General features: G+C 67.0%; 6 protein-coding genes. 5 read left to right on the plus strand and 1 reads right to left on the minus strand.

What is annotated here, in order from left to right:
• Positions 1-180 precede the first annotated feature (180 nt).
• From P3102_RS29155 to P3102_RS29170, 4 genes are read left to right on the plus strand one after another with little or no spacing between them, the layout of a single operon-like run.
• Positions 181-1,743, plus strand: coding sequence for a PD-(D/E)XK nuclease family protein (locus P3102_RS29155; protein ID WP_276363430.1), 1,563 nt, complete (start codon positions 181-183; stop codon positions 1,741-1,743).
• The gene (locus P3102_RS29160) at positions 1,740-2,825 is read left to right on the plus strand and encodes a hypothetical protein (RefSeq protein ID WP_276363431.1); all 1,086 of its coding nucleotides are present in this window, start codon (positions 1,740-1,742) and stop codon (positions 2,823-2,825) included. The genes P3102_RS29155 and P3102_RS29160 overlap by 4 nt, the downstream gene beginning before the upstream one ends.
• The gene (locus P3102_RS29165; RefSeq protein WP_276363434.1) at positions 2,818-6,315 is read left to right on the plus strand and encodes a hypothetical protein; all 3,498 of its coding nucleotides are present in this window, start codon (positions 2,818-2,820) and stop codon (positions 6,313-6,315) included. The genes P3102_RS29160 and P3102_RS29165 overlap by 8 nt, the downstream gene beginning before the upstream one ends.
• Entirely contained in the window at positions 6,312-9,179 is a 2,868-nt protein-coding gene (locus P3102_RS29170; protein ID WP_276363435.1) for a DUF3962 domain-containing protein, read from the plus strand. The genes P3102_RS29165 and P3102_RS29170 overlap by 4 nt, the downstream gene beginning before the upstream one ends.
• A 5-nt stretch (positions 9,180-9,184) precedes the next feature.
• Here P3102_RS29170 and P3102_RS29175 read toward each other — a convergent pair whose 3' ends face one another.
• Positions 9,185-11,920: an NB-ARC domain-containing protein gene (locus P3102_RS29175; RefSeq protein WP_276363437.1), complete on the minus strand. Its 2,736-nt coding sequence runs from the start codon at positions 11,918-11,920 to the stop codon at positions 9,185-9,187.
• Between the two features lie 230 nt (positions 11,921-12,150).
• Here P3102_RS29175 and P3102_RS29180 point away from each other — a divergent pair, with 230 nt between their 5' ends.
• Entirely contained in the window at positions 12,151-13,173 is a 1,023-nt protein-coding gene (locus P3102_RS29180; protein ID WP_276363439.1) for a hypothetical protein, read from the plus strand.
• The last annotated feature ends 313 nt before the right edge of the window (positions 13,174-13,486 follow it).

A 13,486-nucleotide genomic window follows, 5' to 3' on the forward strand; every position in this document is an offset into this window, starting at 1 on the left:
GGAAACGCTGCCCGAGCACCACACCGCACATAAGGCTCGCCCCAGGATTGTCAGCCATACTCGTCATGCGCGGGAGGCTACTCGGGCAGGTTGTCGCCCCCTGCGCGACCGTCCCGAATTCCCGCAATTAAGCTTCTTGCGGAACCAAAGGGGTGCGGAACCGGATAAGAACGGGACGGCGTGACAAATTCTGGACAGATTGTGCGGGTCGGCGCGTCCGACACCGGCTCGGCGGGTTGCCCTCGCGCGCTGGCGCACAAGGCCCGGCGCCGCGCGGAGATCCGGAGGTCGACTTGGACCGACTTCACTTTGGGCCCACTCATGGCCGCGGTGGACCTCTCGGAATTCGGCGGCCAGGACGACGCGGCGGTGATCGACGAACTGGCGCGGACTCGGGGAACGTTCGAGACCGGCCGGCCACCGGCGCATCCAGGACTGGTGGCTTGGTCGATCGAGGCGTTCCACAACTACCGCGCGGCATGGCAGGCGCATCAGGACGCCATGAACACGCCGTGCCCGATTCCGGTGCGATTCCCGTGGAAGATCTCCCATCGCCGGGATCCGGTGGACGAACGTGGAGTGCAACGGTACGAGCAGACTTGCTGGGGACGCCGATATCGGTCCGAGGACGACTCGATCCGGGAAATGTGGCTGATGGGCTTGACCGCTCCGGCGGAACGGCCCGAGATCGTCACCACCGCGGCAGCCAACGTGGCCACGTTCGGCGGGGGGACCGCCCCTGATCGAGTGCGCGTCGTCCTGTTCGGCGCCAGGTCACCTGTCGCGGTGCCGGTTCTCGAGTGGCCCTCCGCTCAAGTCCGTCAACAGGCACAGGATCTCATCGCGCCGAGGCTCCTCGAGATCGTCGACGGCACTGCGCGGCGAGCGGGCCGCAACTGCGCCGAATGCCCCGACACAACCGACTGTGCCGCTCTGCCGTCGGCGCAGCTCCTGCCGAAATTTCCTCCCGTGCCCGGCCCGCGGCGGACACTGTCGGTCACTGACTTGCGTTACCACCAGGGCTGCCCGGCGCGTTACCACTTGCAAAGGCAGCTGAAACTCCGCGACACCGCCCTTGTCGAAGGCCAGCCGATCCAAATCGGTCGCGCGGTCGACGCCACCTTGCGGATACGGCACACCGGCCACCCCAGCCGATGCAGGCCCGGCGACCCGGCGGGCGAAGAGGTCGCCGCGCTCCCGGAGGACAGCCAGCGAACTGCGGTGGAGATGCTGGCTCAGCACGCGGCGTTGTGCCCCTTCCCCGATGTCGAAGAAGTCCGTGGCGAGCAGGACCGGTTCGTGGTCGCCCATGACAAGAGCCTGGATGTGGTCTTCGGGGGCACGCCGGATCTCCTGTACCGGCGAGCCGGCGGGTGGGTGTGGAGGGAGACGAAAACGTCACGTCACAGGCTGAGGCGCGACCGGCCTTTGCTGCGCCAGGTCCCCCAGCTGGCACTGGCGATCCTGATCCTGTCCGCCGGGGCACCGGAACGTTCTCCGGGCGGATCCCGGGTCGAACTGGAACACCTGCGATCCGACGGGTGCGCTCTCGAAGAGCTGGACCCCGCCAGCCCGGCCCTCGTGGCGGAAGCCCAGGAAGTCGTCGGAGAGCTGGTGAGGCCGTTGCTTGGCGACACCATGTACGCCCCGAACCCTGGCGACGGCTGTGCGAGTTGCGAGGTCCGCCGGTGGTGCTCGCCGGGTGTCGAGTATCTGACCGCGGGCGGGCGAGCCAAGCCGTGACCACCCTCGGAGAGGAGGAGCGGCTGCTCGGCGCGGTCGCCACAGCCCTCGTGACCCTGGATGAGCTGCGCGATCTGACCGCCTTCCGGATGCCGTATCCGGCGAACGTCCAAAGCGCCTTGGACCGGCTGGCCCTGTATTGCCTGCGCCGGGGCGCTCGTCCACCGTCCTCGGTGCCGGGGTTGGTCCGCTGGGGTTACCAGCGCCCGCTGGGATCCTGGCCCTTGGTACTCCCCGAGGGCGTCTATCCCGAGGACGGCTTTCTGGTCGACAAGCATTCAGGCGCGCCGACCGCGCTGTGCCACGAGATCGCTCTCTGCGCGGAGGCGGCCAATCCGTTCCTGGAGGTGTCGCGCCAGGTCGCGGAGATGTCGGCGTTCGCGGCGGAACGCGGGCGGACGCCGGCGTACGGCGCCACGCGGAACGTGCTGGCGGCGCACCCGGTCCTCACGGAGGAGCAGCTCAGGGACATCGTATTAAAACCCGGGGTCCGCGTTCTCGACGAGTACCTTGGCAAGTTCTACGTCAAGATCGGACCTGGTTTCGCCATCGACGGCGGGATCCACGCCTGCGACGGCTGTGGTGGCCTCCTGCTGCCCGCCGTCGAGGAAGGCTGGTGGTGCGAGCGGGAGGAGTGCGCGACCAAGAGTCTCGTGGCTCCCGGTGAGCGTTGGGACCACGACGTTCGGATCCTCGTTCAGGGGGATCGCCGGCATCGACAGTTCGTCTCCGGTCCCGCCAAGACGGTCCGGCGGCTCGGCGATGAAGTGAGACGGTCCGGGGCCTGGGTCGATTACTGGCCGTTGACCGGTACCGGCGATCTGCGGGTGACCGTGCCCGACGGGGAGACCAGGGCTGTGCGGATCGTCGATTGGCACAGCCCCGCACTGCTCGGCCGGGCGATCGCGGCGTCGGTCGCGGGCACCGGCGCCGACGTCGTGTGCTGGGTCATCGCCCAGTACCGGATCGCCGCAGATCCCGGCTACCAGCGGATCGCGACAGAACACGCGAAGTCGCCCCGGATCTTCTCCGAGGACGAGTTCGCCGACATGATCCGGCAGGAGGCAGGCGACCATGCGTAGCAAGAAGTGGTACGCCGAGCTCATCGAAGAGCTAAGGCAGACCACCTTGGAGCTGCCCCTGGAAGTGCTCTGCCCGGTCGAACTGGGCCTGACCCTGTTGTCGCGCCTCGACAAAGCGCAGCCTCCGACCTCGGTCTGGCCACTCCTCGGTGGTTACCCGTTCGCCAAGGAGAGCGGGCTGGCGGACGACCCGGCGCAAGCCTGGATGATCACCTGCGTCCGGCACCGCCTCTGGCCTCTGCGCAGACCGGAGTCCTGGCTCGAAGCCCTGCGTAACTACCAGGAGGTGGACGCTGACCTGCGCGCGTTCCGGATCGCGGAGGATTTCGCCTCCTTCGAATGGACTGGGACGACCACTCTGACCACACGCTTCCCGGTGTACGAACAGGCCCTGAGCACCCTTCCGGACTACGTCGACAGCAAGCCCGCTCCGGCGAAAGCGGGCATCTACTTCTACTACGACCGTGATGAACGCGTCGAGGTGGAGATCCCGGCCGACATCGCGGACCGCGCACGCGACGTGCCGGGACACGACCTCACGTCCCGCACGGTGACGAACGGAGAGCCCCTCGACATAACTTGGGCGGCGCTGGGCGAGACCGCCCGATGGATGGACACGCACGCCCCCAAGGGCGAACGAGTGAACTGGCAGGCCAGTATCGAATCGACGCGACTGCTCGTCCGTGACGTTCACGGACACGATTTCATCGAAGGCGACAGGCTGCGGTTTGACGGGCTCCTCCACGCGGTCGGGGTCGTCGGGGTCGGGAAGAGCACCCTCATGAAGGTGCTCGCGGTCTGGGCGGTGAGACAGGACAAGCCACTGCGGATCACGCTCGTGGTCGGCGATGTCGCGGAGCAGCTCGCCACGGCCCGGGAACTGCGAAGCTTCTTCGACGACGGGGTGGTGGTGCCGATCATCGGTTCCTCCAACCGCGAGCAGCACGTCGAAGGACTGCACCGACGGCTCGCCTCGAATGGCCATGTGCGGTTCGCCGGGCACCACGAGGACGAGGGGTTCGCCGACCTCGGCACGGCTTGCCCACTCGATGCACTTCGGGCGGCGGAAACGCCGGTGCGTTCGGTCGACGCGCCGTGCACAAAGCTCTATGCCGTGGACAGCGAGGTCACCGACCGGAAGCGCCCGAGCCCATCGAGCTGTCCTCTGTGGCACGAATGCCCGCGGCACGTGAACGCCCGCGACCAGGTCGACGCACGGGTGTGGGTCGCCAACATGGCGTCGCTCGTGGCCAGCCCGCTCCAGACCCACGTGGGCGGAGTACGCCTGCGCCAGCTCGAACTGGCCTGTCTGCGCAGCGACCTCGTCGTCATCGACGAAGCGGACCGGGTGATGATGAACCTCGACATGGTGTTCGCGCCGACCGCCACACTCGTCTCCCGCGAACCTCATTCGTGGCTGGACACCTTGTACAGGCACAACATCCTCGAACTCTCGCGGGCCGGGCGCCTCCAGTTGTCCGACCGTTACGTGCGGAACTGGGAGGTCGCACTCTCCGTCGTTTCCGGCGCCACGAACCAGCTCTACTCGATGCTGATCGCGGATCAAAGCCTCCGGGATTGGGTGGGAATCGAGTACTTCAACTCCTGGACGTTGCAGGGAAAGCTCCTGAAAGAGCTGTATCGACCCGGAACCGCCGGGACCGATGACGAGGAAGACGAGGAAACCCCGGCGACCGAACCAGGGGTCTCCCACGCCGAGGCCGCGAAAGTGTTCGACCAGTTCCGCGACGACCCGTTGGGCGACAACGGCCCCTACGAAACTCTCGCCGACCCGTTGGCCGCGACGACGCAAGACCTGCTGCACACCCTGAACCGCAAGGCCGTCGCTCATCGGCTGGCCGCGGTGATCGGCGAGCTCCAGGTGCTCGGCACGCCGGAAAGGCCGGGTCACGTGGCCGAAACCGACCCTCAGGTACGCAAGCTGGAGTTCGTCCTGCTGCTGTCGGCGTTGCACCACCGGCTGGACCGCCTGACGCACCTCTGGCCACTCGTCGAAGAGGCAATGCGACTGGACGCCAAGGACAACGAGCTGATCCGCCGCCCACCGATGGACTACCTGCCGCTCGTACCCGAGTCGCCGATGGGCAACGTGCTGGGTTTCCAGTACGTCGTCGAGGACGGTGACGGCGACCGCGACGAGGTGACCGGGACGCTGCGTTTCTTCCGGTGTACCGGTGTCGGGCGGGAACTGCTGCTCTCCCTGCCGTCGCTCGGCGTAGACACCACCACCGGCCGCGGCGGGCCGCATGTACTGCTGCTTTCGGGAACCAGCTGGGCCGGGACGTCCACCCGCGCGCATGTGGTCGCACCGGTCGGCGCGGTCCTGCGGCCCTCACACGAAGCCGAGGAGCGTGTGCAGGAAACCGTTTTCAAGATGCGGTTCTTCCACGACGCCGACGGGAACCCCATCAGCCTGTCGGGGCGGCCGCCCAGGATCAGGTCGTCACTGCTGCGCTCGCTCGTGGACAAGCTCGGCAAGCCCGGCCCGAGTGGCATTTCGCCGCTGGAAGAGGAGATCCGGGCTGTCGGGAACCCGAACCGGCAGCGTGCGCTACTCCTCGTCGGGAACTACCAGGAAGCCCGCGACGTGGCGGATCAACTGGACGCGATGCCCGGGTGGCACGGCCACGTCAAGGCGCTCGTCCGGGACAACGCCGATCTTGACGACGCGGTCGCCGACGGGACCGACGACCTCGACCGCGCCGGGGTCGTCCGTCGCGGGAACGCGGGTCTCTTCGCCACCGACGCCATGGCCCGGGTGCTCGTCGCACCGATGCTTGCCATCGAGCGCGGGTACAACATCTTGAACCGGGACAACGACGCCGCGCTCGGGGTGGCCCTACTGCTCACCCGGCCTCATCCGGTGCCGACCGACATCGGGCTCTCCGTGCTCGCCATCAACGACTGGGAGAGCCGCTACACGCGAGGCCTGCCCACGGCCGAGGACATCGATCCGGCTTCCTTCGCCGCCCTCGTGGCATCCCACGACACGCTCGACTCCGCCGGGCGGGCGTTCCGTGCCCTGGCTCGCAGCAAGTGGGGCCGGCTTCTGATCCGCAAGTACGCGTATTCCGTGCTGAGCAAAGACGAACAGCGCTCGTTCGCCTGGGACCAGCTGGTCGTGCTTTGGCAGGTGATCGGCAGGCTTGTCCGGGGCGGAGTCGCTGCCCGGGTCGTCTTCGTCGACGCGAAGTTCGAACTCGCGATCGCCGAAGCGCGGTCGCCGAACGCACAGAAGCACGCTCGGCGAAGGCAGCGCGACCACTCTCGGGCAAGCCTGCTCCACGGCATCCGGGACGCCCTGCGCCCGTACTTCGAACCTTGCCCGGACGACAACCCGGTCGCTCCGGCGGACATGCGGCTCGCCGAGCTCCTGTACAAGCCTGTTTACCTGGCGCTCTGCCGGATGCTCGACCAGGTCGAACCCGTCGACCTGGACGGCCCAGACCTTCTCTCCAGGAGGACATGACCTTGGCTTCGCGCTACACGGCGATCCGCCGGGCGGCCTACGAAACCGCAGTGGACGGAGACGGACTCACCGTGGACTTCCACACCTTGCAGTTCCCCGAAGCTCTCACCACCGGCGTACTCGACCTGGTCAATCTCGAACGGACGGGCCGGGCCCGATGGCAGACGCCGCCGACACGGCGGCTGGATTCGCTTCTCCAAGCCCTGGATGTGCGTCTCGGGGTGTTGCCACGCCAGGTCGCGGCCGGCGAGGGGCCGCGGACCTGGTTGTACTGTCCGGAAGACGCGGGGAAGCCGCTGCCGGTCTCGATCCTGCTACGGCTGCTGGAGTTCTGGATCGAGGAGCTCGGCTCGGATCATCCTGACGAGGCGAACCGGGTCCGTGACACGCTGCTCGCCAATCCCCCCGTGTGGCAGGAGAAGAAGGCGATTTCGCTTACGCGATGCGGTGTCAGCAAAGGAGGTACCGCGCAACCGGACGGCCCCCAGTACCTGCTGACGACGCAGCACTTCGCCCGCCGGATCCAGGAGCTGGAGCCGTACGACTCCGGCGAGCAGGTACTGCGTTTTCGGTCTGTCGCGCGGCGGTCGCGTCAGCAGGGGGCGGAGCTCATGTCCCAGCCGCTCTTCCACGACGACAAGCACGGGAGGTGGTGGTTCTCGGTCGTCGCCACCGTCACCCTCCACACGGTGCCGTTCCATCCCCGGCCACGGGTTCACCTGCATTTCGGGGTGCGCCGCTGGGCCACCCACCCCGACCCGAAGACCGGGCTGGTGCGGTTGGGATACCGCCGGGCCAGTGCCGTCTACCTGCGTCCGGTCGCGCCGTGGCTGCCCGGTGTCCCCGTCAGCGAACGCTACAGCGTGGCACACGTTGCCAAACGCGATGACGACTTCATGTGGCGACAGGGAGATCTCACGAAGCTGATGGAGCGGCTCGCTCTCGGCACCAGACCGTTTCCGGATCCTGCCGGACTCCTCGGCGATCCTGAACGGTGGTTCAAGGATGAACGAGGCGTCGACGCGCTGATCGCGTACAGCTCACCGATGGGCGAGCACGGTGTGGGCGCGGGTTTCATGTCCCATGAGCGCTCGCGCCTGGTCGAGTGGGCCGAGCAGGCTCTGCTGCCGGATCTGGCGAGGGTCGCCGACCTCACCCGGTCGGAGCTACCCGCGAACAAGCCCGCCAATGTCCGCAAGGGCGGCTCCAGCGAACGCACGGCGGAGGGCAAGGCGGAGCTCCGGTTGACCCGCCGGACGTCGCTGGCCGCCCTGTACACGGATTGGTCCGGCACTCCCGAGTTCGCCGCGCGACTGTTGTGGCGCACCGACCGGACCCGTGACGAAGCGATCGTCGCGCTTGCCGAAGTGCTCGGTCTCGAAGGTGACGGCGGAGCGAGTGAGGTGGGCACGCAGGCTCACGATCGCAGTGGCCGCGGAGAACCCGTCGTGTTGCGGTGGCGGACTCGAGAGCTGGTCGTGACGTTGAGTTGTCTGCGCATGGACAACGGGTTGACGGAAAGCCTGGGTGTGCCATCGGAACCGGTCAAAGGCCGGGCGGATCGCGCGGCAAGGGCGCTGGCCAAGCGCCGGGCGGACATGGGCGAGTTTCTCGCCAAGAACGGCGCGGATGCGGCGGTGCCTTCGGTCGCCTTGGTGGAGATCCACGGCCGCACCGTGTTCCGCGGCCGGAACGATCCCAAGTTCGCGTTGCGGCTCGGTGCGGCCGACAGCGGGGTCGTCACCCAGTTCATCACCTCGCCTGGATCGTCGCGCGGGGAGAAGACACTGTCCGTCGCGGCCGAGTCGTCCTGGGTGGACGCGCTGCGGCAGCTGGGAGCAACGGTGGTGCCGCGCACCGACGTCCCGACAGGCCTGCCCGCCGGAACCCAGTACCTGGCCGTCTGGACGGCGACGAAGGCACGGGGCTCCACCGCCCGGTCGGCCAAGGGCAAATTCCCGGTCGCGGTGCTGGTGCGTCCCGGCGCCGGCGGTCCCGGGGAGATCTTGGCCTGGGACGCCGAAGCTGTCGAAGGAATGGGGGCCTGGATCGCGTATCCGCGTTACCTGGCCCGGCTGCCCGCGCTCGCCGCGGTCTCCGAGCACGACCTCGCCGATGACGGCGAGCATGAGAAATCGTGGTTCGATTGGCCCCGAACCCGTGACGAACAACGGTCCGCCACAGAGGAGTTCCTGCACCGGGTGCTCTCCTCGGATGAGATCCGCGGTACCCCGACCGTCGTCCTCGTCGACGCGCAGAACATCAGAAATCTCTGGACCTGGGTGCAGGACGGTGAGGTGCGCCGGGATCTCATCCGCACCGGCGTCGCGCCGGCCGGACGGCCCAATCCCTGGCTACGGCTTGTCCGGATCCGCACCGGGGAGCGACGGGAGACCCCGCAGTGGTGGGGTCTCGCGGACGGCAACGGGGTGAACGGCCTGCCCGCCAATCTGTGGAAGAGCGCCGAGACGGAGAACGACAGGATCTTTTACAGCACCACCCCGAAGGCTTCCACAGCGCAAAGTTCCGCGGTAGGAGCGCACAAACTGCAGAACCGGCCGATCCGTCTGGGCGACCGGGTGGATCTACCGACGATCGACATCGACAAACCCGCGTGGAATCCCGGCCTCGTCGAAATCGCGGTGCTCAGCCACAACCGTGACGAGGAGGACGATCCGCACGCCCTGGCGATGGCCGTCCACCAGCTGAGGCAGGCGCCGGACTACCGCGACGCGCTAAGCAGGCCATTGCCGCTGCACCTCGCGCAAAAGGCTCAGGAGTACATCCTGCCGATGCGGAACTCGGACGAGGAGGACGAGACTGATGCGCCGGACGGCCCCGCAACGGAGGCTCCCGTGAGCTGAGCGCCTCAGGCACCACGGGCAGCCAGCCTGCTTTTCACAGTGGTATACAGCTGCCGGTCTTCGGGTTCTCGCTGTCGCAGCCTGCCGTAGCAGGTCATAAAGTCTCGCAGTACGCGTAGCTCGTCTTCGGCACGGCCAGCCGCGCGATATGCCCGGGCCAGCACGGCCAGCACCCGGACCTCGTTGGTCGGCGCGCCGGACTCGAGATAGCAAGCGCGGGCAGTCTCTCCGTGGAGGACCGCTTCTTCGAAACGTTCCAACCTGAGGTGACAATCCATCAGGACGCGGTGCAACGCGCCCCGGTTGTACGGAGTGCTCGCCCGAGTCATCAGGTCGACAGCGAACGACTCGCGCTCAAGGGCCCGCCCCGGCTCTCCCAGTTCTAGGTAGCAGTGGATCTCGGTGGGTAAAGTCGCCGCGACCCCGCGTGCGTCCGCCAAAGCTTCGTAAAGGCGGCCTGCAACCGTCGCGTGATGCCGCGCTACCTCCCACTTCTTCATATCTTCCTGCAAGACACTCATTTGCTGGTGACCATTCGCGGTTTCCAGAGGGTCATCGATGCCTTCGGCCAGGGTGATCGAAGTCTCCAGGCTGCGCTCTGCGGCACCGAACTTCCGCAGCTTCCGCTGGATGTTGCCCAGCACCCGATGGCAGACAGCCTGGTAACGCGTCCGTTCGGGCTCGTCCAGCTCGTCCTTGGTGATCTTGGAGGCTGAAGTCAGCAGTCGCTCCGCCGTGGGCCACGGGCCGTTGCGGGTGTGATAGCAGCACAGGGCGAGCGGTAAGCGCCACCGGTATGTTTTATAGGGCAGGAAATCTGGCGAATCCAGCACCGCGAGAAGGGTGTCATGCTCGCTCTCGAACCACCGTCGCCCTTCTTCCTCGTTCGCTGGATCGGGCAACGGCGCACCATCGGAGACAACGAGATCGCCGGGCAGCTCCCTGCCGGAGCGGAGGGCACGGTCACAAAGCCGCGCGGCGGCCAGCAACCACCCCAACAGCTCCTCCCTGATCATGGACACCTCGTCCGGCGACAGCTCTGCGAACGCACGTTCCCGGGCGAAGGCGCGGACCAGGTCGTGGAGTCGAAACCGGCCCTCCGGAAGCGGATCGAGCAGGCTGCCTCGCAGCAGTTCGTCCACAGCGTCCTCTGCGGAGGATGCAGGCAGCCCTGACAAGAACGGGATCACGTCCAGGGCGATCTCGGGTCCAGGGTGGAGCGCGCTGATCTGCAGGACCCGGGCAGCCTCGGCGGACAGTGGCCCATACGACAACGCAAGTGAGTCACGCAAGGCGGTCTCTCCTTCGGGTTTTGCGCCCAGTACCGCCGACGCCGAGCCCAGCCGGTCCAGCAGCCTTTCCAGGCTTACGCCTGGATTCAGCTGTGCCTGCGCGGCGACCAGCCGGACAGCCAACGGGATTCCGCCGCACGCCGCCATGAGCTTCGCTGCCGCGAACGGCTCCTCCTTAATCCTCGCCTCGCCGATGGCTTCGCGCAGGACTTCCAGGCTTGCTTCGGGAGTGATCGGGCTTAAGGCCAGCACCCGCCCGTCAGCCACAGCCGGCGCGGTGACGGCAGCACGCGTCGTGATGACCGTGCGGCTGTGTTCCCCAGCCGCCAGGAGTTCCGCCGCGTGCTGGTGATCACGGGCGTTGTCGAGAACGACCAAGATCGCACGTGTGTTCACCGCAGTCCGGTAGGCGGAAAGCACGTCATCACCGACCGGGATCCCAAGCTGCCTGGCGAAATCCGTCAGAACCACCTCGAGCTGGGCCGGACCGGACGGTGAGAAGCCTCCCAGGTCGGCGAAGAGGACACCGTCGGGAAATTGTGCGACCACACGGTGTCCCCAGCTCACCGCCAGCTCGGTCTTGCCCAGGCCTCCGAGCCCGCGCACCGTGACAACCCGGGTCTCGCTGTCCTGGTCAGTCAGGCTATTGAGAAAGACAAGCTCGGCGTGACGGCCATGAACCTTCGACCGCACTGGCGGCAGCAGGTGAGGCATTCGAGCCGGAACTGCCTCCGACACCTGTCGGGCCTCGGCGATCCGGGCTTTGGCTTCCTTGCGCAGCACCATGAGCGACGGCCTACCGAGACCCGCGGGTAGCTTTTCGCGCCGATCGAGGTCGTCGGCAATCGCCCTCACGCGCCCGCATCGAGCCCATGTCCACCACAGCGCAGCCCGGATCTCGTCGTCGTCCGGGAACAGTTCACTTGCCCGCTCTGCGTGGCCTGCGGCGGGTTCGGGCCCCTCATGTTCCAAGGAAAGCCCTATCAGCTCTAGAAAGGCACGGCGTCCCGTCGTCCGCAGCTCCGCCACCTCGTCGTGCACCCAACGCGAATCCAGTCCGTCCAGCGGCGGTCCTTGCCAGCACTCGGCGGCCTCGCGCAGGAGCGGCAACCGTCGGTGCGGGGGCAGTCCGACACAGCCAGCGATCTTGGTTTGGAACCGCCATAGATCAACTGCGTCCCGCGCGACCAGCAGCTGCTGCATCGCGTGCTCATTCCTCTTCACCAGCTCCAAACCCGCGCTGTCCCGAAGCCTCGCTCGATAAGACCGCAGTGTCGCCGAGCCGTTCACCCCGAATCGACCGGCCAGCTCCGTGGAAGCGACCTCGCCACCTGCGGCGGCGATGATCGCCAAAACGGTGGCCTGGCGAGGTTCGAGACGTATAGCCGTACCGTTCACAGTCAACTGCACTGCGCCGAGAATCCGCAGGTCGATTGCCGGTTCGCCCATGGTTCCCAGTGAACCAGACCAACGTCCGACAGTCCTCGCCCGATCGGTTGCAACGCTTTTCGCCACGGTTTCCGCAACGCCGAGCCGGGACGTTGACAACGTCCAGAACAACGCTCAGGGAGGAACCCATGGGATATTCGGCCCTCGAAGACTTCGCGCCGCGTTGGTCAGCAGGATATGGCGCACAAACCTGCGAAATACGCCGAGTGGTCCTGGCAGTGGTGCATAGTGTGGCGGCAGCCGAGCGCGTGAGCGCGGCGGTACGAGCGATCGAGTCAGAACCGGGTATCCAGGTCGTCTTCACACAGCCGCCGGGTCCCGCCGAAGAACTCGTCCGGGACTACCTCGCCATGATCGGCGCGCTTACCACGCCGTGGGAACGCGCGATCCGAGGGCGATCCGATCTGGTGATCACCGCGGATCCGGCCGAGACCGGCTCCCTGAATTGCGCGTTGCTGGTGCTGCCTGCGGTTTCAGGGGACGGCGAGATCGTCGGTCGCAACGGTCGGTGCTGCGTCGCCGCGCTCGCGCGCTTACTCCGGCAACGGCCGGACCGCGCCGGACCTGTGCTTGTCGGTCTGCCGCATCTCCAGGCAATGACCCGGCTCCGAGTCACAGCCCCACAGGTGGGCCGGCACGCGGTTGTCATCGGCGACCCGGAGTACGACAAGCTGCTTGAGGCCTGCCACGAGCAGGCCGGGATCCACCGCGACCAGCGGCTGGGCCTCGTGCTGTCGGCCCTTGGACCCGACTCGTTGTTTGGTAGGACGCCAGCTGTGCTCCGGCGGCTTGCCCTGGAGCTGCCATCACATCGGGTCCGCCTGGTTTGCCGGCTCGACCCGGACATGTGGGCGCGCCACGGCAGGCGGCAACTGCTGGCCTGGGCCGGACGAGTGGCGCGCGAGCGAGTGGAGTTCCTGCGACCCGAACACGACTGGCAGGCCGTCGCCGCGGCGGCTGACTTCGTCGTGGGCGACCACGGTCACGACACCGCATGTGCCGCCGCGGCGCAAAAGCCGGTGTACCTGGCCAACCCGATTCGCAAAGCCGAGGTCGGTTCGCTCAGGGAAGCCGTCGCCAGGTACGGGACGGTCTTGGATCCCACGGTTCCGTTGGCCTCCCAGTTCCGCTGGGCACCGCGCCCCGGCACTCAGGTCGCGCGACGGGTCACATCCGCCCCGGGAGAATCGTTCTCCCTGATACGCAGGCAGTGCTTCCGCCTGATGCAGTTCACCAGCCCCACTGTTAACTAGAAGAGAGAATGTTCCATGTCCACTATCTGCAGGTTCAACTATCAGGCTTCGGAAGAAGGCGGCACTGGCGACCGTGTCCGGCCGTCCAAACCGACTGACGGCTGAGTCCACTACCCGGACAGGGTGGCCCTGAAACCCTTATCCAGCCGTGCTGTCCGTAAAGGCCTCCTTGCCTACCTTGAGAGTAGGGAAGGAGGCCTTCACGGAGCACACCCAGACCCGACGGCTTGCCTTACCCCTCTGTACAAACACCAATCAAGCCGCAGCCACACAACGAGGATCGGTGCAGGCGCTGGGCCTGGCTCGCGCGCCC

Source organism: Amycolatopsis sp. QT-25 (assembly GCF_029369745.1).
GTDB lineage: Bacteria > Actinomycetota > Actinomycetes > Mycobacteriales > Pseudonocardiaceae > Amycolatopsis.